The 25,421-nt window shown below is 59.5% G+C and carries 25 protein-coding genes; 11 read left to right on the forward strand and 14 right to left on the reverse strand.

Annotated features, from left to right (window positions below; all coding sequences use genetic code 11):
* Positions 1-8: 8 nt before the first annotated feature.
* From AC1RO5_RS26220 to AC1RO5_RS26230, 3 genes are all read right to left on the reverse strand, one after another.
* The gene (locus AC1RO5_RS26220) at positions 9-1,172 is read right to left on the reverse strand and encodes an acyl-CoA dehydrogenase family protein (RefSeq protein ID WP_204124446.1); all 1,164 of its coding nucleotides are present in this window, start codon (positions 1,170-1,172) and stop codon (positions 9-11) included.
* Between the two features lie 66 nt (positions 1,173-1,238).
* Positions 1,239-1,835 (reverse strand): thiamine pyrophosphate-dependent enzyme, encoded by a 597-nt coding sequence (locus AC1RO5_RS26225; RefSeq protein ID WP_493178470.1) that lies wholly within the window; start codon positions 1,833-1,835, stop codon positions 1,239-1,241.
* Positions 1,823-2,362 carry a thiamine pyrophosphate-binding protein gene (locus tag AC1RO5_RS26230; protein WP_493178471.1) on the reverse strand — a complete coding sequence of 180 codons (540 nt, stop codon included), beginning with the start codon at positions 2,360-2,362 and terminating at the stop codon, positions 1,823-1,825. Before AC1RO5_RS26230 ends, AC1RO5_RS26225 begins: the two co-directional genes overlap by 13 nt.
* A gap of 344 nt (positions 2,363-2,706) precedes the next feature.
* Here AC1RO5_RS26230 and AC1RO5_RS26235 point away from each other — a divergent pair, with 344 nt between their 5' ends.
* Entirely contained in the window at positions 2,707-4,011 is a 1,305-nt protein-coding gene (locus AC1RO5_RS26235; protein ID WP_493178472.1) for a dicarboxylate/amino acid:cation symporter, read from the forward strand.
* A gap of 71 nt (positions 4,012-4,082) precedes the next feature.
* Here the strand turns inward: AC1RO5_RS26235 and AC1RO5_RS26240 are convergent, their stop codons facing one another.
* The 8 genes from AC1RO5_RS26240 to AC1RO5_RS26275 form a co-directional block, all read right to left on the reverse strand.
* The gene (locus AC1RO5_RS26240; RefSeq protein WP_493178473.1) at positions 4,083-4,745 is read right to left on the reverse strand and encodes an RraA family protein; all 663 of its coding nucleotides are present in this window, start codon (positions 4,743-4,745) and stop codon (positions 4,083-4,085) included.
* Between the two features lie 81 nt (positions 4,746-4,826).
* Positions 4,827-6,173 carry an MFS transporter gene (locus AC1RO5_RS26245; RefSeq protein ID WP_493178474.1) on the reverse strand — a complete coding sequence of 449 codons (1,347 nt, stop codon included), beginning with the start codon at positions 6,171-6,173 and terminating at the stop codon, positions 4,827-4,829.
* 399 nt (positions 6,174-6,572) lie between these two features.
* A complete protein-coding gene (locus AC1RO5_RS26250) occupies positions 6,573-7,325 on the reverse strand; it encodes an SDR family NAD(P)-dependent oxidoreductase (RefSeq protein WP_493178476.1) in 753 nt (250 codons plus the stop codon).
* Between the two features lie 147 nt (positions 7,326-7,472).
* Positions 7,473-8,372, reverse strand: coding sequence for a LysR family transcriptional regulator (locus AC1RO5_RS26255; protein WP_493178477.1), 900 nt, complete (start codon positions 8,370-8,372; stop codon positions 7,473-7,475).
* A gap of 93 nt (positions 8,373-8,465) precedes the next feature.
* Complete coding sequence (locus tag AC1RO5_RS26260; RefSeq protein WP_493178478.1) at positions 8,466-9,680, reverse strand: pyridoxal phosphate-dependent aminotransferase; 1,215 nt, start codon at positions 9,678-9,680, stop codon at positions 8,466-8,468.
* A complete protein-coding gene (locus AC1RO5_RS26265; RefSeq protein ID WP_493178481.1) occupies positions 9,677-10,315 on the reverse strand; it encodes an RraA family protein in 639 nt (212 codons plus the stop codon). Before AC1RO5_RS26265 ends, AC1RO5_RS26260 begins: the two co-directional genes overlap by 4 nt.
* A complete protein-coding gene (locus AC1RO5_RS26270; RefSeq protein ID WP_493178482.1) occupies positions 10,315-10,977 on the reverse strand; it encodes an RraA family protein in 663 nt (220 codons plus the stop codon). Before AC1RO5_RS26270 ends, AC1RO5_RS26265 begins: the two co-directional genes overlap by 1 nt.
* On the reverse strand, positions 10,977-11,642 hold the full coding sequence (locus AC1RO5_RS26275; RefSeq protein ID WP_493178510.1) for an RraA family protein: 666 nt from the start codon (positions 11,640-11,642) through the stop codon (positions 10,977-10,979). Before AC1RO5_RS26275 ends, AC1RO5_RS26270 begins: the two co-directional genes overlap by 1 nt.
* Before the next feature lie 120 nt (positions 11,643-11,762).
* Between AC1RO5_RS26275 and AC1RO5_RS26280 the strand changes: the two genes are divergently transcribed.
* Together AC1RO5_RS26280 and AC1RO5_RS26285 are read left to right on the forward strand one after the other, a co-directional pair.
* Positions 11,763-12,656, forward strand: coding sequence for a LysR family transcriptional regulator (locus AC1RO5_RS26280; protein ID WP_493178483.1), 894 nt, complete (start codon positions 11,763-11,765; stop codon positions 12,654-12,656).
* A 161-nt stretch (positions 12,657-12,817) separates the two neighbouring features.
* Positions 12,818-13,633, forward strand: coding sequence for an alpha/beta fold hydrolase (locus tag AC1RO5_RS26285; protein ID WP_493178484.1), 816 nt, complete (start codon positions 12,818-12,820; stop codon positions 13,631-13,633).
* A 75-nt stretch (positions 13,634-13,708) separates the two neighbouring features.
* Here AC1RO5_RS26285 and AC1RO5_RS26290 read toward each other — a convergent pair whose 3' ends face one another.
* Positions 13,709-15,085 (reverse strand): MFS family transporter, encoded by a 1,377-nt coding sequence (locus AC1RO5_RS26290; RefSeq protein ID WP_493178485.1) that lies wholly within the window; start codon positions 15,083-15,085, stop codon positions 13,709-13,711.
* Between the two features lie 497 nt (positions 15,086-15,582).
* Between AC1RO5_RS26290 and AC1RO5_RS26295 the strand changes: the two genes are divergently transcribed.
* Positions 15,583-16,524, forward strand: coding sequence for a LysR family transcriptional regulator (locus tag AC1RO5_RS26295; protein WP_493178487.1), 942 nt, complete (start codon positions 15,583-15,585; stop codon positions 16,522-16,524).
* Between the two features lie 136 nt (positions 16,525-16,660).
* Positions 16,661-17,770 (forward strand): MFS transporter, encoded by a 1,110-nt coding sequence (locus AC1RO5_RS26300; RefSeq protein ID WP_493178512.1) that lies wholly within the window; start codon positions 16,661-16,663, stop codon positions 17,768-17,770.
* Positions 17,771-17,798: 28 nt separating this feature from the next.
* Here the strand turns inward: AC1RO5_RS26300 and AC1RO5_RS26305 are convergent, their stop codons facing one another.
* A complete protein-coding gene (locus AC1RO5_RS26305; RefSeq protein ID WP_493178488.1) occupies positions 17,799-18,701 on the reverse strand; it encodes a LysR family transcriptional regulator in 903 nt (300 codons plus the stop codon).
* A gap of 117 nt (positions 18,702-18,818) precedes the next feature.
* Between AC1RO5_RS26305 and AC1RO5_RS26310 the strand changes: the two genes are divergently transcribed.
* The 6 genes from AC1RO5_RS26310 to AC1RO5_RS26335 all read left to right on the forward strand — a co-directional run bounded on the left by AC1RO5_RS26310 (position 18,819) and on the right by AC1RO5_RS26335 (position 24,300).
* Positions 18,819-20,009, forward strand: a complete 1,191-nt coding sequence (locus AC1RO5_RS26310) for a CaiB/BaiF CoA transferase family protein (RefSeq protein ID WP_493178490.1) — start codon at positions 18,819-18,821, stop codon at positions 20,007-20,009.
* A gap of 14 nt (positions 20,010-20,023) precedes the next feature.
* Positions 20,024-20,992 (forward strand): hydroxymethylglutaryl-CoA lyase, encoded by a 969-nt coding sequence (locus AC1RO5_RS26315; RefSeq protein ID WP_477759626.1) that lies wholly within the window; start codon positions 20,024-20,026, stop codon positions 20,990-20,992.
* On the forward strand, positions 20,989-21,384 hold the full coding sequence (locus AC1RO5_RS26320) for a VOC family protein (protein ID WP_007995886.1): 396 nt from the start codon (positions 20,989-20,991) through the stop codon (positions 21,382-21,384). Before AC1RO5_RS26315 ends, AC1RO5_RS26320 begins: the two co-directional genes overlap by 4 nt.
* Entirely contained in the window at positions 21,381-22,322 is a 942-nt protein-coding gene (locus AC1RO5_RS26325) for a D-2-hydroxyacid dehydrogenase (protein WP_493178494.1), read from the forward strand. The genes AC1RO5_RS26320 and AC1RO5_RS26325 overlap by 4 nt, the downstream gene beginning before the upstream one ends.
* Before the next feature lie 166 nt (positions 22,323-22,488).
* On the forward strand, positions 22,489-22,872 hold the full coding sequence (locus tag AC1RO5_RS26330; RefSeq protein WP_026345858.1) for a VOC family protein: 384 nt from the start codon (positions 22,489-22,491) through the stop codon (positions 22,870-22,872).
* Positions 22,873-22,968: 96 nt separating this feature from the next.
* Positions 22,969-24,300, forward strand: a complete 1,332-nt coding sequence (locus AC1RO5_RS26335) for a dicarboxylate/amino acid:cation symporter (RefSeq protein WP_018928331.1) — start codon at positions 22,969-22,971, stop codon at positions 24,298-24,300.
* Positions 24,301-24,396: 96 nt separating this feature from the next.
* On the opposite strand, the gene AC1RO5_RS26340 is transcribed toward AC1RO5_RS26335, so the two are convergent.
* Positions 24,397-25,305 (reverse strand): MurR/RpiR family transcriptional regulator, encoded by a 909-nt coding sequence (locus tag AC1RO5_RS26340; protein WP_493178498.1) that lies wholly within the window; start codon positions 25,303-25,305, stop codon positions 24,397-24,399.
* Between the last annotated feature and the right edge of the window lie 116 nt (positions 25,306-25,421).

A 25,421-nucleotide genomic window follows, 5' to 3' on the forward strand; every position in this document is an offset into this window, starting at 1 on the left:
TCTTGTTATTAGAAAGAGCGCGGCAGTTCGAGCAGGTGTTCGGCAACGTACGACAGGATCAGGTTGGTGGAGATGGGGGCGACCTGATACAGGCGGGTTTCGCGGAACTTGCGCTCGACGTCGTATTCGCAGGCAAAGCCAAATCCGCCGTGGGTTTGCAGGCAAGCATTCGCGGCCTCCCAGGACGCCTTGGCCGCCAAGTACTTGGCCATGTTGGCGCTGGCCCCGGCGTTGAGGCCGCTGTCGTATTCCTCGCAGGCACGCCAGCGCATCAGGTCGGCCGCTTCGATCTCGATGTGGGCTTCGGCGATCGGGAACTGCACGCCCTGGTTCTGCCCGATCGGGCGCCCGAACACCACGCGGTCGCGGGCATAGGCACTGGCCTTTTCGATAAACCAGCGACCGTCACCGATGCACTCGGCGGCGATCAGGGTGCGTTCGGCATTCAGTCCGTCGAGGATGTACCGGAAGCCTTTGCCTTCTTCGCCAATCAGGCTGTCAGCGGGGATTTCCAGGTTGTCGAAGAACAACTCGTTGGTCTCGTGGTTGACCATGTTGGCGATGGGCTGCACGGTCATGCCATTGCCGATGGCCTCGCGCAGGTCGACGAGGAAGATCGACATGCCTTCGGACTTTTTCTTCACGTCGGCCAAGGGCGTGGTGCGCGCCAGCAGGATCATCAGGTCGGAATGCTGGATCCGCGAGATCCACACCTTCTGCCCGTTGATCACGTACTTGTCGCCTTTGCGTACGGCGGTGGTCTTGATTTTGGTGGTGTCGGTGCCGGTGGTGGGCTCGGTCACGCCCATCGATTGAAGGCGCAATTCACCGTTGGCCAGCTTCGGCAGGTAGTAACTTTTCTGCGCCTCGCTGCCGTGACGCAGCAGGGTGAACATGTTGTACATCTGCCCGTGCACCGTCCCGGAATTGCCGCCGCAGCGGTTCACTTCTTCAAGGATCACCGAGGCCTCGGCCAGCCCCAGGCCGGAGCCGCCGTATTCAACCGGGATCATCGCCGCCAACCAGCCCGCGTCGGTCAGGGCCTTGACGAAAGTTTCCGGAAAGCCTTTTTCTTCATCGATTTTGCGCCAGTAAGCCGCATCGAATTCAGCACAAAGAGCGCGTACGCCCTCGCGGATGGCATTGAGTTCTTCAGCGTTGCGATCAGTCATTATTATTCTCCTCAACGCGTCACGCACGGCATCAGCCCTGCGTGACGCGGTCCGGGTAGGGCGTAATCAGATCGGGTTGAAACCCAGCGCAGCACGAAAGCGATTTTTGACGTAGTGACCATCGCGCGGTGGCAACACCCGTGGCGGGTTTTCCGCTTTGATCTTGATCGTTGCGAGCTTGACGCCGTCGCGGGTGGCGAAGCGCTCGCGCAGGTCGTGCACGCCTTGCATGTCACGGATTTCGTCGGTCCAGCTGAAGCCGCAGGTCTTCGCCACCTGGTCCAGGGAAATACCAAAACCCGCGTGGCTGACTTGCATGCCGGTTTCGCCAAAGTGACCGTTATCCAGCACGGCGATGGTCAGGTTGGCGGGTTTTTGCAGCGCGACGGTGGCCAGTGCGCCGAAGCCCATGAGCAACTCGCCGTCACCGGTGACCACCACCACTGATTTGTCCGGCTGGGCATTCGCCAGGCCCAGGCCGACCGTGATGGCGCTGCCCATGGCAGCCCAGAGGTAGTAATTCAGATCATGGTCGCCGGCGGCCATGACGTCATAGGACGCCGAGCCCAGGCCGGTCACGACCAGCACGTCCTTGCGGTCGGCCAGCAAGGCCTTGACCACTTCGCGGCGGCACAGGATGTGGTTGGCGCTTACTTGACCCATTTCTTTTCTCCAATCAGGCGCTGGCCGAGCAGCAGGGCAGTGGACGAATCACCGTTGAAGGCCATGGTCGCGGCACCGTGCAGCAGCGGGGCGACGTCTTCGGGAACGTCGGCGCGCCAGGTCATGACGTTCATCAGGTTCAGGGAGGCTTCGGTGGCCTGGCCCATCGGGTTCTGCCACGCGTTGAACTCGGCCCAGTCACCGCGCATGGTCACCACCATCAACAGCGGGAAACCGGCACAGACCTGCAGTGCCAGGGTGTTGATGCAGTTGCCGACACCGCTGGATTGCATCAAGAGTGCGCCGCGCTCACCGCCCAGCCAGGCGCCGGCGAGGTAGCCGATGCCTTCTTCTTCGGTGGTGAGGACGACGGCCTTGATGTCCGGGTCGGCATACGACATGCGGATGGCCGCCGAGTGGCCTGCATCCGGTACGAAGACCACATGTTTGACGTCGTGGGCCTTGAGCACGCGGAACACGTCCTCCTGCCAATCCTGTCCCACGGTTTGTTCAGCTTCTGTTGACATGCCAGTCTCCCAAGCAGTGCTGCTTTTGTGTTTTCACACATTCTGGGAGTGCTGATTGCTGCCGACGACTACCGTTTTTGTCTTTGAGATATGCCTGTTTTGTATAGCTTGGAGGTGAGTGCGTGGCGCAGCAGGGAACGGCGATAACCACACATTATGGGAAGAGCAAAACCGAGCAGCAGCCTTGCGCAAAGGTCCCGAGCCTGGGCGCCGGGCCATAGCATTCGGGCATATCAGCTAGAGCGTGATCCGCTCTTATTGAGGAGGTGGGGCTAGGGTAGTTTTCCGGCTACGTGGTTACAGCGCGTAACCGACGCAACAACAATAAGAAGGGGTTACACCTAATGAAAAACAGGCTACCGGCTGCGGCAGGCATTCTGATCGCCATGCTATTGGGGGTTCTTATCGGTTACATGATTTTCCTGAACTTCCCGGACAAAGCGATGGCGACCAGGATCGCCGGATATATCTCGATCATCTCTGACATTTTTCTACGCCTGATCAAAATGCTCATCGCTCCTCTGGTGTTCTCGACCCTGGTGGTGGGCATCGCTCATATGGGGGATGCAAGCGCTATCGGCCGGGTATTCGGCAAGGCACTGGGCTGGTTCGTGACAGCCTCATTGATCTCGCTGTCGGTGGGGTTGGTCATGGCGAACATGTTGCAGCCCGGGCACAACCTGGGATTGCCGCTGCCAGAGGTGACCAGTACGACCAACTTGCAAACGTCGGTATTCACCCTCAAGGATTTCATGACCCATCTGGTGCCCAAATCCTTCGCGGAGGCCATGGCCACCAACGAAATTCTTCAAATCGTGGTGTTCTCGATATTTTTCGGCGTTGCGTTGGCCTCCTTGGGCAAGAAAGCCGCTGGCCTGGTGAATGTCATCGAGGACCTGTCCCACGCAATGTTGAAGGTCACCGGTTATGTGATGAAGCTTGCACCACTGGCGGTGATGGCGGCCATGGCCGCGACCGTTGCCATCAACGGCCTGTCCATTCTGGTCAAGTTCGCCGTGTTCATGCGCGACTTCTATCTCGGGCTGATCGTGCTCTGGGGCATGTTGGTGTTTGCCGGCTGGATGTTCCTCGGACGGCGTGTGTTCAAACTGGTGGTGTTGATCAGAGAAGCGTTCCTTCTGTCTTTTGCCACTGCCAGTTCCGAGTCGGCTTACCCGAAGATTCTTCACGCGCTGGATCGTTTTGGGGTCAAACGCAGAATCTCCAGTTTCGTCATGCCCATGGGCTATTCCTTCAATCTGGACGGCTCGATGATGTACTGCACCTTTGCCGTGCTGTTCATCGCCCAGGCGTATGGCATCGAGATGTCTATCGGTACGCAGATCACTATGCTGTTGACGCTGATGCTGACCTCCAAAGGCATGGCCGGCGTGCCGCGTGCTTCGCTGGTGGTCATCGCAGCGACCCTGACTCAGTTCGATATCCCCGAAGCCGGTCTGCTGCTGATTCTAGGGATCGATACCTTTCTGGACATGGGCCGCTCGGCGACTAACGCGGTGGGCAATTCCATCGCAACAGCGGTGGTGGCCAAATGGGAGGGTGAGTTGGTGAGTGAGGACGAAGCTGAGCGTCATGCAATTGCTCTGGATGTTCAGGGTGATACAGGAGAAAAACCGCTGACGGTCTGACCTGTTATCGGTGCATCTTCAAGATCAAAGGGTGAGCATTCACAGAGGTGGTGGCTCGCCCTTTGTCATGATCAGAACTTGCGTTGCAGGGTGTGGTAACCCAACTCTGACCTGGCCTCCCTGAGGGATTTGCCTTCAGCGATCAGGGCGCGGATACGGGCTTCCACCGCTTCGATCGAGCGGGCGCAGGCGGCCACTTCACTGGCACGTTCCCGAGGCACGATGACCACGCCGTTGGCATCGGCGACCACAATGTCTCTGGCGCACACGCGGGCCTGGCCGATGGACACCGGCTGATTGACCGACGCTACTTCGACCCGATCTTTCCCGGTACGCATGAACCGGCCTTTGCTGAACAGTGGATAGCCATCACCGAGTGCCTTGCTGACATCTCGGCAGACACCGTCGATAACGGTCGCTGCAATCCGTTGGCTCCCTGCATATTGGGTCATGATGTCGCCCCAGACGGTGCAATCGGTGCGCCCGTCGTTGTCGATCACTACCACGTCGCCTTCGGCCACATCGTCGATGAAATCTCCGACCGTTCCTGGCGGGCAACTGGTGGTGACGTAGCGCACGGTGAAGGCTGGCCCGACCACCACTTGCCGATAGTTATCCAGTGGCATGATGCCCAGGCACTGGCCAGGCAGGCCCAGTTTATCCAGGGCATCGGACACTCCCGGAGTGTCCAGGCCTTCAAACAGGGCAACCAATTCTTTGTCTTGGGGGGACATGTGTAACGCCTCGCAGTGATGACAGAATCGTTCAGGCATAAGCCGCTCAGATGAGCGGCTCGGCTTTGTTCGCAATGCACTTCAAACCGGGGCGTTCAACCTCGCCCGAGGCTCGGAAATGGTCAGCAAGAGGATGAAGCTGATAAATGAGCCGACTGCCAGCCAGGCGAACACATAGTTCCAGCCATAGTTGTCCAGCAGCAGCCCGGTAATGAAGGGGGTGGCCGCCGCGCCCAACTGACCGATCATGTTCACGATGGCGTTGGAAATGGGGAACGTCTTTTTGGTGGTCAGGCCCATTGGGTAAACCATGTAGGAGGAGAAGCCCAGGCTCAGCACAACGCCGGTCAGCATCAGCAACAAGCCATAGGGCAGGGGTTCGGCGGGCGAATTGATCAGCAGATACATCATCAGCGACGTGCCGAGCGCAGACAGCAGCATGCCGGGTTTGCGCCGCCCGCCCATCAGCCGGTCTGAGCAGAAACCACCCAGCAGGTTGCCGAGCACGGCGCCCACCCATGGCGCAGCCGACACCAGCCCCATGTTCATGATCGAGAACTGTTTGACCGTCATCAGGTAGGTCGGAATCCAGGCCAGCAGTACGCTCGATACGCCCAGTTGGAAGCAATAACTGGTGGCGCAGCCCCAGATGTTCCAGGACTTGAATACCTGCCGGTTGGTTTCCAGGGGCGTTTCATGGCGGGCACGTATGACTCGATCGAGTTTGCCCACCCAGGCTGGAATCTTCCGGGGGCGGGCTTGCTGAGTCGCTTCTGTGCTGCCGGTTTCCTCGATGATGTGGTTGAGCTCGGCTGCGTTGACGAACCGGCTCCGGGAAGGGTGATCGGTGACCATGAAGTACCAGATCACCGCCAGTACGATGCCGGGCAGGGCGAAAAAGTAGAAGATCTCTCGCCAGCCCCATACCGAAATGATCACTGCACAGAGCGGTGGCACGATCACTGGCCCGAACTTGACGGCGGACAGAAATATCCCTGAGGCGGTGCCTTTTTCCCGCGCTGGAAACCAGTTGTTGATGGTCGTGGTCATGCTGATCGGCAGTGGGCCCTCAGCGACGCCAAGTCCCAGGCGATACAGTTTCAATGCCAACAGTGAGCTGGCAGTACCCACCAGGCCGGTCAGCAATGAGGTCAGCACCATGGCGCCAGGCAGGATCCTGCTGACGCCGAAACGGCCGAAAGCAAACCCGGAAGGGATTTGTGCCAGGGCATAGGCCAGCAGAAACAGGCTCATCAAGCCACCGGCCTCGGCATTGCTCATTTCAAACTCTTTACGAATAAACGGCAGCGCGACACCCAGGTTGGCCCGGTCGGCGGCTGCGATGGTGTAAATCAGAAAAATCAGGGCCGCAACCACCCAGCGGTAATTGCTGCGCACAGCAGGTTTTATGACTTCAGGCATAGACATGGGGTGGACCTTGTTTTTGTCGGTGTTGTCCGGCCAAAGTAATGAGTGTGAATCTGCAAAAAAAGCGACAAATATTCCGCTCAACGGATCACTTTTATTGATGAAAGAGCGTGGCCGAATGGCCAAAGTTTTTCGACCGGGTGCGCTTACCTTCGGATTGATTGCACCACTAGAGGGCTATCCGGGAGCTTTCCCATCCACGAGAGCGCCTTTTACGGACCACTGGAGGGCCCGAATGCGCCATTACGCACAGGTCGTGGATTACACGCAGGTCGCAATGCGTTGATCGATTTGTGGGAGCGCCAACGTGAAGAGCCGTTTTCATCTGCATTTCTCCCTCTGCTCAAGGGCAGGGAACCATCCGATCGTGGCGGCGGCCCGAGCCCTGAGACGGGTGAATTAGAACGAGTAGCGACGCATACCGCCATCCACCAGCAATACAGTGCCGGTGATGTAGCTTGCGCGAGGGGAAGCAAGGAAGGTCACTGCGTTAGCCACATCTTCAGGCTGGCCAAAGTCACGCAGTGCAATCTCTCGGTCGGCGAATTTTTTACGCTCTTCGCCCGGATACAGACGGCGGATCTGAGCCGTATCGATCAACCCAGGCTGTACACAGTTCACCGTGATACCGTGCTGGCCAAGCTGTTCAGAAAGACCTTTTGACCATACGACGATACCGGCTTTAGCCACCATTGCCGCGTTGACGACTTCCGGCTCAAGATTGCCGGAGAGGCTGATTATTGCTCCGGACTTACGCTGAAGGAAGTTTGGCAACAGTTTTTGGGTCAGCTGACGATGACGGTCAAAGTTCAGCGTCATGCCTTCGATCCATTGTTCTTCAGGAGCATCAATGTCCATCGGACGGCTGCCGCCCGCGTTGTTGACCAGGATGTCGATGTGACCCATAGCGGCCAGAGCAGCACTTGCAATTCTTTCTGGGCCGTCAGCTGCGACAAAATCCTGAACGAACGTGATCGGTGCTATACCACTCGCTTCGGTGATTTCGCTTGCCAAACTGGCCAACAGCTCTTCGTTTCGCGCAGTAGCAAATACCTTCACACCTTCAGCGGCCAGGCTTTTAACAATGGCTCGTCCGAGCCCTTGGCTAGCACCGGTTACCAAAGCAGTTTTTCCAGCAAGTTGCATATCCATGGCGAGTCCTCGAATAGACAGATTGAAAAATACAGTGGGGACGAACTGAGTGTTCGCCCTGATTCGAGGAGCAATTTAGGCCTTGCTGAATGGGGGATAAACGGTCCGATTAGAACTTGATTAGTACTGTGTCATTACCAATCGCTCTCACTTAAGACCTGCCTCGGAGAACAGTTCCATCAACCACTCCATGAACACACGAACTTTTGGTGAAAGGTGACGACGGTCGGTCAGGAGCATTGATACGGGCTTTGCGACTGTACGCAGTTGCGGAAGGACTTCAATCAGTTCTCCCGAGTCGATATGCCTCTGTAGCGAGGGCCGCAACCCTTGAAGCAATCCGAGCCCGGCCAGGCCGCAAGAGAGAAAAGCTTCGGAGTCGTCAACCACGATCCCGCTTTGGACTTTGACGGAAATGACGCCATCTCCATCCTGAAATTTCCACGGCATGATCTTGCGTCGATGCTCAATGAGGAAGTTGACTGCCAGGTGGTTATCCAGTTCATCCAGGGATTTAGGCGTACCGAATCGCTCAAGATAAGAAGGCGCGGCACAGGTCACCATAGGCACCAACCCGATACGGCGCGCTATCAAACTCGAGTTGTCCAGCTCGCCCAGGCGGACGGCGCAATCTATGCCCTCAGCAATGAGATCAATTTGATGATCAGTCGATCCCAGCGTCAGTTCGACTTGTGGGTAGAGGTCTCGAAATCCGGGAAGCGCAGGAATGATGATCGCTTTTGCCAATACGACAGGAACGTCCACCCGTAGCTTGCCTCGCGGTGGGCGTGTGGGCGAAAACCAGTCGAAGGTATCTGCAAGATCGCCCAATAATTGCTTACATCGGTTGTAAAACTCCTCACCCTCCGGAGTGACGTTGACCCGTCGAGTGGTTCTATGAAGCAGCTGGACGTTCAACTCACTCTCAAGGTTCTGGATAGCCTTCGAGAGTGCAGGGCGGTGCAACTGGAGAGCTTCCGCTGCGCGCGTATAGCTACGTTGCTCAACAACAGCAACGAATATCTCCATCGCCTCGATCATATTCATCTAGAAGCCTCGAAGCTGCCGTTCTCAGCGGGAATCTGCCGATCGCTGCAAGTGTAATCGAGTGCGAAATATTGCACGTTCTTCAACTACGGGTTAACGCAGGGCGCTACAGAACGCCCGGATGGCCTCGCAAGCCTTGCGCAATGAAGCGTCATCCAACGCATAGGCAATGCGAATGTACGGGCCAAGGCCAAAGGCGCTGCCATGCACCACGGCCACATCCGCTTCGTCGAGCAGCGCGTGGGCCACATCTTCGTCGGTGCGCAGAACTCGCCCGCCTGGGGACGTTCGGCCAATCAGTCCGGCGCAGGAGGCGAATGCATAGAACGCACCTGCTGGAGCCGCGCATTCGAGTCCTGGAATGTCGTTTAGCAGCGTCACCATCAAGTCTCGGCGGCGCTGGAACACGACACGGCTTTCGTGGATGAAATCCTTAGGCCCCTCCAGTGCTGCGAGTGCCGCCTGTTGCGAGATCGAACTGGCGCCAGAGGTTTGCTGCCCTTGCAGCTTTTCCATGGCCTCCAGCAACCAGCGCGGCCCGGTGGCAAAACCGATGCGCCAGCCGGTCATGGCGTAGGCCTTGGAGACACCGTTCATGGTCAGGGTTCGCGGAGCCAGCCGTGGCTCTACCTGGGCTAAGGTATGGAACGCTTGATCGTCGAAGATCAGGTGTTCATAGATGTCATCGGCCAGGATCAGTACATGGGGATGATCCAGCAACACCGCCGCCAGAGCGCGAAGTTCAGCCTCGCTGTACACCGCGCCAGTGGGATTGGACGGTGAATTGAGGATCAACCAACGGGTCTGCGGGGTGATCGCGGCGGCCAGTGCCGCGGGCGTCAGCTTGAAACCGGTGTCGGCGTCGCAGGTGACGATCCGTGCTTCACCGCCGCACAGTTGCACCATCTCCGGGTAGCTGACCCAGTACGGCGCCGGCACGATAACCTGGTCGCCCTCGTTGAGTGTCGCAGCCAGAGCGTTGTAGATCACCTGTTTGCCGCCGTTGCAGACGAGGGTGTCTTGCCAGGTGACGTCCAGGCCATTCTCGCGGCGGAACTTGGCGGCCACCGCTTCTCGCAGTGAACGGACCCCGGCGACCTGGGTGTAGCGGGTATGGCCGTGTTCAATGGCATTAATGGCCGCTTCGCGCACATGCTTGGGCGTATCGAAGTCGGGCTCGCCAGCGCACAGCGAAATGATCTTCGCGCCTTGTGCCCGGCGTTCCGCCACACGGTCCATGATCCGGTAGGTCGCGGAAGGCTGCGCGCTGGCCAGGCGCTGGTTCAGCCGTTGGATATCAGCGCTCATGCCCGGGTTCTCCACTCAGTCAGGTTCATCAGTTCCAGGGTCGAGCGGCCTTCGGTCAGTGCCTGCATCATCTGCGCTTCCTTGTTCGCGCGCGCCTCGCCTTCGGCCAGAGTACGTGCCGCATCCGCCTTGGGGATGATGATGACGCCGTCATCGTCTGCCACTACCAGATCACCCTGAGCCACCAAAGCACCGTTGAAATTGAACGGTTGCCCCACCGAAGGAGCGCTGGCCTTGACCGTGCCTTTCACCGAGATACCCCGGGCAAATACCGGGAACTGGCGTTTCTTCAAGGCGGCGATATCGCGTACGCCACCATCGATCACCAGCCCGACCACGCCGGCCGCCTCGGCTGCCACGGTGAGCACTTCGCCCCAGTAACCGGCGATGAAGCCACCCGTGCCCACGACCAGTACGCTGCCACGGGGCACTCGTTCCATCGCAAGGTGCAGGGCCAGGTTGTCGCCCGGAGAACATTCCAGCGGGTAGGCGGGGGCGGCGATGAAGGCGCCGTCCCAGATCGGGCGGATCGCACTGTCGACCGCGCAGGGCAGATGGGACGCTTCATACAGCGTCGAACTGCCCAGTACTTTTGCCCGTTGGTGAAAATCCGCGGGGAAGGGGAGTGTGCTCATCAGGCTTTCCTCTGCAGGCTGTGGTAACCCAGGGCGGCCCGGGCTTCTTTAAGGGTTTTGCCCTGAGCGATCAGGGCGCGAATGTCGGCTTCGACCGATTCGATCTGACGGGCACACGCCGCCACTTCCGCCGCGCGCGCGCGAGGCACGATCACCACGCCATTGGCGTCGGCGACCACAATGTCACGGGCACAGACCCGCACCGTGCCGATCGACACTGGCTGGTTGACCGACTGCACCTGTACGCGGTCCTTGCCGGTGCGCATGAAGCGGCCCTTACTGAAGATCGGATAGCCATCGCCCAGCGCCTTGTTCACGTCACGGCAAACACCGTCGATAACGGTGGCGGCGATCTGCCGGGTGCCGGCGTACTGGGTCATGATGTCGCCCCAGACGGTGCAGTCGGTGCGACCGCTGTTGTCGATGACCACCACGTCGCCGGGCGCCACGTCTTCGATGAAATCGCCCACGGTGCCAGGCGGTACGCTGGCCGAGACGTATTGCACGATGAACGCCGGACCGACGATGACCTTGCTGTAGTTGTCCAGTGGCGCCACACCGAGGCATTGGCCGGGCAGGCCGAGTTTGTCCAGGGCATCGGAGACGCCCGGGGTGTCCAGGCCTTCGAACAAGGCGACCAGTTCTTTGTCTTCGATATTCATCAGGCATGCTCCACGTGGATCGCTTCGAATTGGGTGTCGTGCATCACTTCGGCTACCGAGCGACCGCTGCGGACCGCCTCGACCATGCCGTCCTGGCGGCGGGCGATACGCTCGCCAAGGTCGACCACTTTCTCGATATGGGTTGAGGGCACGAACACGGTGCCGCAGGTATCGGCGATGACATAGTCGTTCTCGCTGACATCGACGCCGGCGACGTTGATCGTCACACCAGCATCAATCTGCACCACCCGATTGCGCGCGCTGATCATGGTCACGCCACGGCCGTAAACCGGGTAACCGATGGCTTCGCTACCGTCGATGTCACGACTGAAACCGTCGATCACCGTGCCGCGCACTTTCTTGCCGGCCGCTGCGTTGGCGAGGATGTCGCCCCAGCAGGAAATGCCTTCGATACCACCGGCGATCACCAGCACACGATCGTCGCTGTCGATCTGTTCAACCACCGGGGTAATCAGGTGCACTGTGGGCGCACTGTCGGATTTCGGCGCCAGCAGCACCGTGCTGGCGCGGCCGACGATCCTTGGGCAGTTCCACAACGGGCGCAGCCCAACGGTGGCACCCGGCAGGCCGAGAAAGTCGAGCGCATCGGAGACCGTGTTGGTATCCAGCGCCGCCAAGCGGTCCAGCACACTCTTGTCAGTTATGCTCTTGTTAGTCATGAGGAAGCCCCTGTGGTGACGGAGGCGCCCAGTGTCTGCGAGAGCATTTGATAGGTATATTACGAATCACAGAAGCGTTGGATACGCTAAACCTATGGATTAATCATGATCAATTTTCGTCTGATTCGTCATCTCTGGTTGTTCCTCGCAGTGGCCGAAGAACAGAATTTCGGCCGCGCAGCCAAGCGGCTGGGCATGTCCCAGCCACCGCTGAGCGAGCAGATCCAGGTGCTGGAGCAGGCGCTCAAGGTCAAGCTGTTCGACCGTTCGCGACGCGGGGCGAAACTGACCCCTGTTGGCGCCGCGATCCTGCCGGCGGTGCGCAAGTTCGCCGACCAACTGGAGCGTCTGGAGCTCGCCGTGGAGGAGGCGGTGGCGGGGCAGTCGGGGATGTTGACCATTGGTGCGATTTCCACGGCGATGTTCGATGTGTTGCCGGGGCTGATTGAGCAACTGAAAAACGATTACCCGCACCTCACTGTGTCCGTGCGCGAGATCGACAGCGTTGAAGCCGTCCCGGCGCTGGAGGCCGGTGACATCGATTTGGCCTTCGCCCGGCTGGACGGTGATCTTGGTGCTTCGATCAATTCACTGCCGCTGCTGGAGGATCGCCTGGTGGTGGCGCTGCCCAGTGATCACCCGTTGGCTTCGCGCACACGAATCAGTCTGTCCAGTCTGTCCAATGAGCCGTTGGTGATGTTTTCCCGCAAGGTCAGCCCGGTGTACTTCGACAATCTGATCGCGACCTGCCGGGCCAGCGGGTTTTCCCCTCGGGTGCTGCATGAAGTGCGTTCCGTCGCTTCGCAGATTGCCTTTGTCAGCTATGGCCAAGGCATCGCACTGGTGCCGGCGTCACTGAAAAAACTGGCGCCGGACAACGTTGTGTTTCGAGCGCTGAGCCAGAAGCTCAATGTTGTAACCACCGCAGTGGCCTGGAATGCCGATCGGCCCAATCCGGTGGTGGAGGACGTCGTTGCCTGGTTCCGGGCCAAGGCGTGAGTTGGCCCAGGGACTGTGTGTGAACACCGATTGATAGGATTGGCCTATGAAAGCCTTCCTCAATCAGGAATTTACAGAACACCCGATTCCCTTGAAATTGCGAGCCTGGCTGCCGGCAACCCAGGCTCGGCGCAACCTTTCCGCTCAAGGAGTCCAACATCGTGCCCTCACCAGAAACGTTCACTCACGTGCAACTCCCTCTGACGGTGGAGGGTGTCCAGCTGAACGTGGCCGCCATCCATCGCGACGGCGTGCTGGCGCCGATTGTGTTCCTGCATGGGTTTGGTTCGACCAAAGAAGACTATGCCGACATCGTGCAGCAGTGCGCATTCGCCGGTCACCCTTTCGTTGCTTACGACGCACCGGGTTGCGGTGAAAGCCAGTGCAGTGACCTTTCCAGGATTTCCATTCCCTTTTTGTTGCAGACGGCGCTGCAGGTGCTGGCGCATTTCGGTATCGAGCGCTTCCATCTGGTCGGCCACTCGATGGGCGGGCTGACCGCGCTGATGCTGGCCCATCAGTTCCCGGATCGGGTGCTCAGCTTCGTCGATATCGAGGGCAATATCGCCCCGGAAGACTGCTTCCTCAGCCGGCAGATAGTCGATTATCCGAGCGACGATCCCGAAACGTTCTTCGCCGCCTTCATCGAACGTGCCCGGCACGCCCCGGCGTATGCCAGCGCACTCTATTCCGCGAGCTTGCGGCACAAGGTGCGTGTCGGTGCGGTGCGAGGGATTTTTCAGTCGATGGTCGACCTCTCCGATAACGCCGACCTGATGAGCAAGTTCCTCGGGTTGAAGTGCCCGCGGATGTTCATGTACGGCGAACAGAACGCGTCATTGTCCTACTTGCCCCATATCCAGGCTGAAGGTGTGCGGTTGGCGTCCATTCCGGAGTGCGGGCATTTCCCGATGTATTCCAACCCGATCGCGATGTGGCAACAGATCGCCAATTTCCAGGCGAGCACTGCGCAGTAACAAAACAGGGCGCAGAATCTGTGGGATCGCGGCACCGCGCGCTCCCACAGGACTTTTGGCGCTCAAATTTCTTGGTCAGACCCCGGCAGCGCTCGGTTTTGAATAACCCTTGAGCCCGGTGCGCTCTTCGACTTCACCCGAGCCGCTGATGTACCCGTAGCGAGACAGATTCGGCATCAGCATCGCGGCGATGAAAGTGATGGTGACTACCGCGGCGACATAGAAAAAGAAATACTCCTCGATCCCCTGCGAACGAAGCGACAAGGCGACGTACTCGGCAGTACCACCGAATGCCGCATTGCCGACGGCATACGGAAAGCCCACGCCTAACGCGCGTACTGCCGGCGGGAACAGTTCGGCTTTGACGATCCCGGCGATCGGGGTGTAGAGCGAGGCAATGGCCAGCCCGCCAAACACCAGCAGAAACGCCATAAACGGGCTGCTGACCGACTGCAATGAATAGAGCAGGGGAATCACCAGCAACATGGCCAACCCGGAAAACATCAGCATGTGCGCCTTGATCCCGATACGGTCGGCGAGCAGACCAAAGAGCGGCTGGCAGAGCATGAAGCCGACCAGGGCGGCGGTCATGATGAAGCTCACCGTTTCCGGGCTGAAGCCTGCGGAGATCACCAGGAATTTCTGCATGTAGGTGGTGAAGGTGTAGAAGTACAGCGATCCGCCGATGGTGAACGCCACTACCAGGGCGACCGCCCGTTTGTGTTTGAACATGCCGCGCAGAGAGCCGGCATCTTTGCGGTTCATGTCTTTTTTGGTCGCGGTTTCATGCATGGCCCGCCGCAGATACACCACCACGATCGAGCTCACGGCGCCGATGAAGAACGGAATCCTCCAGCCCCATTCGCGCAACTCTTCGCCGGTCAGGGTTTGCTGGAGAATGACCACGGTCATCAAGGCCAGCAGCTGACCGGCAATGATGGTGAAGTACTGGAAGGAACCGTAGAAACAGCGACGGCCCGGTGTTGCGATTTCACTGATGTAGGTGGCGCCGGTGCCGTACTCCGCGCCGACGGACAGGCCCTGAATCAACCTGGCCACCACCAGCAGGATCGGTGCCGCGACCCCTATGGTTGCGTAGGTGGGCATGACGGCGATCAGCAGCGAGCCGGCGCACATCATGAACACCGAGATAATCATCGACACCTTGCGGCCACGAGTGTCGGCAATCCAGCCGAATATCCAGCCACCGAGCGGGCGCATGAAAAAGCCGACGGCGAAGACCCCCGCGGTCGCCAATAGTTGACTGGTGGTGTCCCCCTTGGGGAAAAACGAAGCGGCAAAGTAGATGGCGGTGTAGGCGTAAATGAAAAAGTCGTACCACTCCACCAGATTGCCCGAGCAGGCACCCATGATGGCTTTGACGCGGTTCGGCGCTCTCATCGGAGCGGCTGCGGCAGCGTGGTCTTTGGCGTCTGTGATTGATGCGGACATGCTGTTCACCCTTTCTTCAAGGCGAGGCGATACGAGGAGCACGCTGATGCGTGTCCGACGTGACTGGCTCGATGGGTTGTCGGGTTTAACGAAGCGGCGTGAACCCGCTCATGGCCGGGTTTACTGAAGAGAAAGGGGAGGGAGGATGCACGAGCATGGCGAGCTGTACGTGGCCCGGGGAAACCGGGCAGGTCAGGTAAGACGAAGCATTGAACATCATGGCGCGAGCCCTCGAATCTTATTCTTGTAGTGAGTCGGACGCTCTTTGGCGCCGACGTTGATTGCACGCTACCGCAGAGTCAGGAGGCTAATAAGCCGTCAGGCAGGCCTAACTGATATACCTGAATTCTATAGCTTGGCATGCAGCCCCGGCGCGCTGGGGGATACAGCCGACTCGCCAGTCCTGAGGCCCCGCGACACACGGTTGGCGAGGCATTCCAAGGTGCGCAAATGCGATTACACTCACAACACTTTCGACGCATATCGCGCCGAGCCCGATGCTGACTGGCCTGGTAATGGATGTCGTTCAACTCAAGACCCTGATTCATGTGGCCGAGCTGGGCAGTCTCAGCAAGGCCTCGGATCGTCTTCACATTGCGCAACCGGCCCTTAGCCGGCAAATTCGATTGCTGGAAAAGGAGCTCGGCACTTACCTGTTTGATCGGCATGGGCGAGGCATGGAGATTACCGATGCCGGTCGCGAAGTGCTGGCCCATGCCACCCGAATCATGGAAGAAATGGAGTCCATTCGAAGCTCGGTGGTGGGCGGAAAAACCTCTTTTCGGGGAACGGTGGTCATCGGGACAACGCCGACGGTTGCGGAAATCGTCACCGTCCCTCTGGTGCGCAAGATCAAAGAGGCGCATCCGAATCTCAGCATCAGGTTTTCCTCGGCCTTCAGCGGCTACCTGCTGGATTGGGTTCAGCGTGGCGAGTTGGAACTGGCGATTTCCTACGATCCGCAACCCCTGCACACGCTGCGTATCGTGCCGGTGATGATGGAAAACCTGCTGCTGGTCGGCCCTGCCAGCGCCAACCTGCGTCTTGATACGCCGGTGTCGTTCGCGTCTCTGGCCGAGCAGCAATTGGTGTTGCCCAGCGCCCGACATGGCCTTCGGGTGATTCTGGATAACTGTGCGCGTGAAGTCGGGATCAAGCTCAAGACCAGCGTTGAAGCCGACTCCTTTGGCGCGATGATCGACCTGGTCCGCAATGGCTTCGGTTTGACCGCTTTGCCGTTGGCCTCGATTTACGCGCAAATCGAAGCGGGCGTGCTCAGTGCGGCACCGTTGGTCGACCCCGCTCCCATGCGTAAATTGGTCCTGGTCTTTCCCGCGGACAGGCGCGTCAGCCCGGCCGCGAAATTTGTCGGGGAGGCTTTTATCGAGATCGCCGCCGATCTGGTCAATCGCAACATCTGGGCCGGGCACATGCTTTGAGCCATCGGCCAATCTATTAGCCCCTACCCGTTGTTGCGCAGCTGCTCACGACTTCTGCTTTTTTCTCATCACTGATGACACTGCCTTGAACCATCAAACGCGACTGCCTGGCGTATTCGGCATTTTTATATTGGGGATGCTGCAAGTTCTGGTCTGGGGAGGTTCGTTCTTCCTGATGGCCGTCATGGCCGAGCCAATCATGAAAGAGACCGGCTGGGCCAGCCAATGGGTGTATGGCGCGCTGTCTCTTAGCATTCTGGTTTCTGCAATGCTGGCGCCATTGACCAGTCGGCTTATCGCCCGCTACGGCGGCCGCCCCATCCTTGCCAGTAGCGGCCTGGGCGTCGCCATCGGGTTGTTTCTGATGGCGAGCTCGACCTCGTTGCCGATGTTTCTTTTGTCTTGGGCAGTGATTGGCATCGGTATGGCGCTGGGGCTGTATGAAGCGTTGTTCGCCGCTTTAGGTTCTCTGTACGGGGAGCGGGCGGGCAGTGCGATTACCGGGATCACGATTATTTCAGGGTTTGCGACAACGCTGTCATGGCCAGCGGTTGCGTTGGTCATCGAGCACGTTGGCTGGCGCACGACGTGCTTGGCTTACGGGGTGTTATTGGTCATTGCCGTGGCACCGCTTTATCTCTGGGTGCTGGCGCGGGGCGCGGGGCCACTCGCAAAAAGCCGTGCCATGAGTGATGAACGCCTCTCAATCGACCGGCGGATCTACCTGCTGCTCACACTGATTTTTGCGTTGGGTGCAGTGATCATGACGGCGATGTCTGTCCAGCTGATTTCATTGTTGCAGGGGCAGGGCTATTCGCTCGCAGCCGCCATCGGACTGAGCGCCTTGCTGGGCCCAAGTCAGGTAGGTTCACGTGTTCTACAAGTGTTTTCGCGAAAGAGACATCCTATCTGGACGACATTGATCTGCGTGGTATTTGTGGCGATCGGTCTGTTGCTGGTGACCATGGCGCCGGCAATGACTGCGGTGGGACTGGTGATCTACGGCGCGGGTAATGGTTTGCGGGCGATCGTTCGAGGACTACTGCCGCTGGCCCTTATGTCGCCCACCCATTATGTATTGCTGATGGGACGCATGGCTCGGCCTTCGCTCATTGGACAAGCCTTGACCCCCCTCGCTGGCGGCTACCTATTACAGACCTTGGGCGCCGGCGGAGTGCTTGCGGGCTTGAGTTCGTTGGCCGTATTGAATGTGCTGTTGGTCTTGCTGCTCATTAGGCTGGTGTGAAAAGAACAGTGCCGACCCTGCGACAGGGTCAGCCATGCACGCTGCTCAGATACTCGAACAACTTGGCCGCTTCCGGAGTCAGTTGCGCCTGACTCGCAACCCCCACGAACAACGTGCGGTGGGCCCAGTCATCACTCAAGTCGACAGCAATCAGGCGGGTACCGAGCAATTCGGCACGCACGGATGACAACGGCAAGATCCCGATGCCCAAGCCGGCTTCGATCATCCGACAGATGCCGTCGAAGCTGCTGACCTGGATCCGCACCTTGAGGATCTTGCCCGCACTGACGGCGGCATCGGTGATTCTGCGCAGCAACGAGCTGCCCTGGTTGAGCGCTACATAATCGAAGCCAAGCGTGTCGGCAAAGGACACGCTGCGCTCATTGGCCAGTTCATGGCCGACCGGCACCAGGAGCACGAGTTGGTCGTCGCGATAGGGCAGTTTGTACAGGCCCTCAGCCGGTACGTTGTCGGCAAAAATGCCGATATCGGCACGCCCGTTTTCCACGGCTTGAATAATCGGTTCGCTGAGTGCTTCTTCCAGCCCGATACGCACGTTCGGATTGGCGCGCAGGAAAGACGCGAGGTCGTCCGGCAGAAACTGGACGACGGCGGAAGTGTTGGCGAACAACCGTACATGCCCGCGCACCCCGACCGCGTAATCGCTGGCGTCACACGCCATTCGGTTCACGCCTTCCAGAATCGTTCTGGCATGTTCAACGATCCCTTGCCCCGCGGCGGTCAGTTCGAGCCCCCTTGGCAGGCGCACGAACAGCGGGCACTGGGTGGTTCGTTCCAGCTCGGCTAACCGTTTGCTGGCCGCCGAGACCGTCATGTTGGCCTTTTCGGCGGCACGGGTCAGGTTGCCGGATTCGGCGGCGAAGATCAGCAGGCGCAATGACAGCAGATCGAAATGCAGGGGATTGATCATCAAGAGGATCCAAGGTTTTCCATTCTGGAAAGAGTAGTGGCGAAATATGAAATTTTCATCTGCCCGGTTTGTGTCGATTATCCATGCCACAAGTACTCAACAAGAACGGGAAACGTCATGAGGTTACCTCTGCAAGGTGTCAAGGTCGTGGAGCTCGGTCAACTGATTGCCGGGCCATTTGCGGCGAAAATGCTCGGTGAATTTGGCGCCGACGTGATCAAGATCGAGCCTCCGGTCACCGGTGACCCGTTGCGCAAATGGCGCTTGCTGCATGACGGTACTTCCGTCTGGTGGGCCGCGCAATCTCGCAACAAACGCTCGCTGACCCTTGATTTACGCCAGCGTGAAGCCCAGCAGGTCGTGCGCCAGCTGCTGGCCGACGCGGATGTACTAATAGAGAACTTTCGCCCAGGGACTCTGGAAAACTGGGGGCTGGGTTGGGACACGCTGCACGTGCTGAATCCGAAACTGATCATGCTCCGGGTCTCCGGCTACGGCCAGACCGGGCCTTACCGCGACCGTCCTGGCTTTGGCGTGATCGGTGAAGCGATGGGCGGGTTGCGGCATCTATCCGGCGAGCCCGGGCGGACACCGGTCAGGGTTGGCGTTTCCATTGGCGACTCGTTGTCGGCCTTGCACGGGGTGATCGGGATTCTGCTTGCCCTGCGTCATCGCGAGCAGAACGGCGGTGACGGCCAGCAGATCGACGTGGCGCTGTACGAGTCGGTGTTCAACATGATGGAAAGCCTGTTGCCCGAATACTCGGTGTTCAATGCCGTTCGTGAGCCCGCCGGCAGCAGTTTGCCGGGTATCGCGCCGACCAATGCCTATCGCTGCCGTGACGGTGGTTTTGCCTTGATCGCGGGCAATGGCGACAGCATCTATCAACGCCTGATGGAGGTGATTGGTCGCCGTGATCTGGGGGCTGATCCCGAGCTTGCGCAAAACCATGGCCGAGTGCTGCAGGTTGAGCGCATCGATGCCGCCATCTCCGAATGGACCGCGCGGCTTTCCCTCGACGAAGTTTTGTCGATCCTGACCGAGGCACGCATCCCGGCCGGCCGGATTTACAACGCTGCCGACATTGCGCAGGACCCACATTACCGGGCGCGCGACATGTTGCTCGACAGCCAGCTGGACGACGGTACGCCAGTGACCTTGCCCGGCATCGTCCCCAAGCTGGGTACCACGCCTGGCAGTGTGACTCGCTCGGCGCCGACCCTGGGTCAGCACACCGCCGAGATTCTGGGCGAGCTTGGCATCGACGCTGCGCAGCAAGCCGACTGGCGCCAACGCGGCATCATTTGAACCGGAGAATCAACATGCAACGTCTTTTCTTGCAGGAAGTCGCGACCCGTGACGGCTTCCAGAATGAAGCGCGCTTTATCGAAACCGTCGACAAGATCGCCATGATCGATGCCCTCAGCCAGTGTGGTTTCGCCAAGATCGAGGTCACCTCGTTCACCTCGCCCAAGGCCATTACCGCGCTGCGCGATGCCGAGGCGGTGATGCAGGGTATCCGGCGCAATCCGGCGGTGGAGTACACCGTGCTGGTGCCTAACGTGCGCGGTGCCGAACGGGCCCTGGCGTGTAACATCGATGAAGCCAACCTGGTGATGTCGGTCAGCGAGCCGCACAACCGTTCCAATCTGCGCATGAGCCGCGAGCAGTCGTTTGCCCAGCTCAGCGAAGTGGTCAGCGTGATCGGCCAGGGGCCGGTGGCGATCAATGTGTCGTTGTCGACCGTGTTCGGCTGCCCGATGCAGGGCGATGTTCCGGTGGGGGAGGTGTTGCACTGGGTCGAGCGCTTCGCCGACCTGGGGGCGCGCGGCGTGACCTTGTGCGACACCACCGGCATGGCGTACCCGAGTCAGGTCGAGATGCTGTCCCGGGCCGTCCGCGAACGTTTTCCGGCGCTGCAACTGACCCTGCATTTCCACAATACCCGTGGCATGGGCCTGGCCAATGCGCTGGCGGCCATCGAGGCCGGGGTCGATCGTTTCGATTCATCCCTTGGCGGCCTGGGCGGTTGCCCTTATGCACCGGGGGCCAGCGGCAATGTGTGCACCGAAGACCTGTTGCACATGCTGCAGTTGATGGGCTTCAACACCGGGGTTGATCTGGACCGGGTGCTGGCGGTCGCCGCGCAGTTGCCGGGGCTGGTCGGTCACGACATTCCCAGCCAGATCCTCAAGGCCGGCAAACGCCTGGACCTGCACCCGATCCCCGCCCATGTCGCCAGCCTGGAAAAACAGGTGCCGTCGGCCCGAGCCCAGGAGCTGCACTCATGATCGATCATCTCGACCATTTAGTGCTAACCACCATCGACCCTGTGGCTGCCGAGGATTTTTACGTGCGGGTCATGGGCATGCAGGTGCAAACCTTTGCTGGTGGGCGCAAGGCGTTCGCTTTCGGCCAGCAGAAAATCAACCTGCACGTGCGTGGCCACGAGTTCGAGCCCAAGGCGCACTTGCCGGTGCCGGGAGCGCTGGACCTGTGTTTTATCGCCTCGATCCCACTGGACCAAGTGATTGCGCACCTGGCCCGTGTCGACTGGCCCATCATCGAAGGCCCGGTGTTGCGTACCGGTGCCACCGGGCCGATACGTTCGGTGTATGTGCGTGATCCGGACCTGAACCTGATCGAGATTTCCGAACCCGTCCAGCCGGAGCGTGCAGCATGAAAGTGGTATTTCTTGATAGCGATAGCCTGCCCGTAAGTATCGCTCGCCCGGCCTGGGTCACCGACTGGCAGGACCGCCCCGACACGACGCCAGGCCAAGTGGTGGAAGCCGCTCGGGATGCCGATGCGGTGATCACCAACAAGGTGCGCATCGGCCGGGCCGAACTTGAGCAACTGCCGAACCTGCGCTTCATCGGCGTCGCGGCCACCGGTTATGACTGCATTGATCTGGCGGCCTGCCGTGATTTTGCCGTGACGGTGTGTAATGTCCCGGCCTACTCGGCACAAAGCGTCGCCGAGTCGGTGATCGCGTCAATCTTCGCCCTGCGTCGACAGCTGTTCGCTTACCAGGCTGCGGCGCTGCGGGACTGGTCGGATTCGCGGCATTTCTGCGTCCATAGCGCGCCGATCCGTGATGTTCAGGGCTGTGTGTTGGGCATCGTCGGTCGGGGCGGAATCGGTTTGGCTACGGCGCGTCTCGCGAGTGCGCTGGGCATGCAGTTGTTGTTTGCCGAACACCGTGGCGTGGTCCCGGTGCGCAAGGGGTATCAGTCCTTTGAAACGGTGCTGGCGCAAAGCGACGTGATCTCTTTGCACTGTCCATTGACCGAGCGTACCCGACACCTGATCGGGGCCCTGGAACTGGCGCAGATGAAACCCGGCGCGTTGCTGATCAATACCGCTCGCGGACCGCTGGTGGATGAAGCGGCGGTGCTCGATGCGCTGGACAGCGGCCGCCTCGGTGGCGCGGCCCTCGATGTGCTTTGCCAGGAGCCACCACCGGCCAACCACCTTTTGCTCAATAGCCGCCATGCCAACCTGATCGTCACTCCCCACGTGGCCTGGGCCAGCCAGAGCAGCCTGCAACGGCTGGCCGACGGCATCCTTGGCAACCTGCAGGGCTACCACTCGGGGAACCTGATCAACCTCGTGTCGTGAAGGCTTCACCACCCAACAAGAAGGTCCACTCATGAAAACAATAACAATCACACCGGTCCGTCAGTTTGTCTCGTTGTTCATTGCCGCGCTGTCCTTGGGCGCATTGCTGCAGGTAACGCCTGCCGTGGCTGCCGCCATCGTGCCGCCAGGTGCTCCGGTGGTTGGGATGATCGATCACGTCGACCACATCGTCCTGACTGCCACCGACCCGCAAGCGACCATTCATTTCTACACCGAGGTGATGGGCATGCACCTGGAGAAATTCGGCGAGGGCCGGGTGGCTTTCACGTTCGGCAACCAGAAAATCAACATGCACGTGCGCGGTCATGAAATCGAACCCAAGGCCCACGTGCCCGTGCCAGGGGCCCTGGACCTGTGCTTTATCGCCAGCGCGCCACTGGACGAGGTCATCGCCCACCTTAAAACGGTGAACTGGCCGCTGGTGGAAGGTCCAGTGACCCGAACCGGGGCCCGGGGGCCCATTCGCTCGGTGTACCTGCGCGATCCCGATCTCAACCTGATCGAGATTTCCGAGTACATCCAGAAGTAATCATTCCCCCGAACACTCTTTCCCAGGCGATCGGTCGTGCACCGATGTGGCGGTCGGCTACCTGGGGAAATGCATCACGCCTGCGAGGAAGCCATCATGACAACAACAATTACACCCTCGATTGCCGAAAAAAAGCCGAGCCATTCACGCCTGCGCCGAGTGTTCCGCCACCTGTATGTGCAGGTGCTGCTGGCGATTGTGCTGGGCATCATCTTCGGTCATTTCTATCCCAGTCTCGGCGAAGAAATGAAGCCCCTGGGCGATACGTTCATCAAGCTGATCAAGATGCTGATTGCACCGATCATCTTCTGCACCGTGGTCAGTGGCATTGCCAGCATGCAGAGCCTCAAGCGCATCGGCCGGGTCGGCTTCAAGTCGTTGCTGTACTTCGAAGTGCTGACCACCCTGGCGCTGGTGATCGGGCTGATCGGGGTCAACCTGATGCAGCCTGGTACGGGCATGCACATCAACCCGGCGACCCTCGACGGCCATGCCATCGACAGCTACAGCAAGTTGGCCCATGAACAGAGTGTGGTGGGCTTTCTCACCCATATCGTGCCCAGTACTGTGTTTGGTGCCTTTGCCGAAGGCGATATTCTCCAGGTGCTGTTCATTTCCATCCTGTTTGCCTTCGCCTTGCAGATGCTCGGTGCTGCCGGCAAGCCGTTGCTGAACCTGATCGATCTGGTAGCCCAGGCGTTCTTCCGCATGGTCAAGATCGTGATGTATGTCTCGCCGCTGGGGGCCTTCGGCGGCATGGCCTTTACGATCGGCAAGTATGGCGTCGGCTCCCTGGGGGCGTATGGCAACTTGCTGATCTGCTATTACGTGACGGCGCTGTTTTTTGTGTTCGTGATTCTCAACCTGGTCGCGCGCCTGGCCGGTTTCAGCCTGTGGCAGTTTCTCAAGTACATCCGCGATGAGCTGTTTCTGGTGTTGGGCACCTCATCTTCGGAGTCGGCATTGCCTCGGTTGATGGGCAAGCTCGAGCGCCTGGGGTGCGAGAAGTCGGTGGTGGGATTGGTGGTGCCTTCGGGATACTGTTTTAACCTCGATGGCAGCTGCATCAACATGACAGTGTTGGCGATTTTCATCGCCCAGGCGCTGGATATCCCCCTCGACCTGTGGCACCAGGTCACCCTGTTGTTGATTCTGTTGCTGACCTCCAAGGGCGCGGCCAGCGTCACCGGCGGTGCGTTCATTACCCTCGCGGCCACCCTTGGCAGCCTGGATGTGATTCCGGCGGCCGGGTTGGTGTTGGTGCTTGGGGTCTACCGGTTTATTTCCGAAGGCGGGGCGTTGATCAACGTCATCGGCAACGGTGTCGCCACGCTGTTCATTGCCAAGTGGGAAGGGGCGCTGGACGAACAGACGTTGGCATCAGAGTTGCGCAATGGTTGTGCCCGGGAGGTTGAGGCACAGTCCTGAACGAGTTGTCGCAAGACAGCCCCAAGACCGCTCGGTCCACGAAAGCCGGGCGGTTTTGGGTTTCCAGGTTGCCCATGGGGCAAGCCCCGTCAGATATCACTTCTTCGACGACTTGCTGCTGGCAGGAATATGCAAATAAGACATCACGCTTTCGGTCAGTTCGGTCGCCAGCTTGACGGCTTCTTTATTGCGCGCCATCACACCCGCCACCAATCCTTCGATCAAGGCGAGCACGGCGATGTTGGAACTGGTCATTACCGGATGGTCGGCGGGGGCAAACAGCACGTGTTCGGCAATGCTGGTGAGCGGCGAGGCGGGTGAGTCGGTGATCGCCAGCACCGAGGCGCCGCGTTCATTGGCGAAGCGTGCGAGTTGCAGCGTATCGAGGGAATAGCGCGGCAGGGAGATCGCCAGCAACACATCCTGATCGGTGATGGCGGCCAGGCGGTAAGCGGCGTTTTCGTTGCCGCCCTCCATACTGATGGCGGTGGCGTCTGCACAGAAGGGCATCAGGGTCGAGGCGGCGAGGCCGGCGAAGTAGACGCTGTTGCCAAAGCCCAGGATGTAAATTTTGCGCGCTTCGATCAGGCGGGTGACAAACGCTTCAAAGGTGTCGGCGTGGTTGTTGGTGGCTGCCGTGGCGAGGTTGCTGGAGGCGCTCTGGATTTGCTCATGCAGGCCAAATGCACCGCCAGGACGATGCGCCAGTTCGTTGCGCAGTTTGTCGACCGGCGACACCATCTGCTGCAACGTCGCGACCAGCTCGGCCTTCATGCCGGTGTAGCCACCCAGGTTCAGCGCCTTGGCCAGACGATTGACCGCGGCCGGCGAGGTGGATGTTTCATGGGCCATTTCTTCGATGGTCAGCGTCGCGGCCCTTAGCGGGTGACGCAGGATAAAATCCGCCACTTTGCGCAGTGAAGGCTGTAAATCGGAAACGATTTCCGCCAGTTTACGCATCACCGGCGCGGCATAGACCGTGGTGTCTTTCGAAGGGGTCGGCATGTCCGGCTCTACAGTTCCTGAGGGTTGGAGATGGGGCAGGCGCATAACCTGTAGGAGTGAGGCTTGCCCGCGAAGAACGATAACGCGCAATGCCTGAAAAACCGCGGTGTTCGCTT

This window comes from Pseudomonas sp. GW822-FHT02G04 (genome assembly GCF_058802085.1).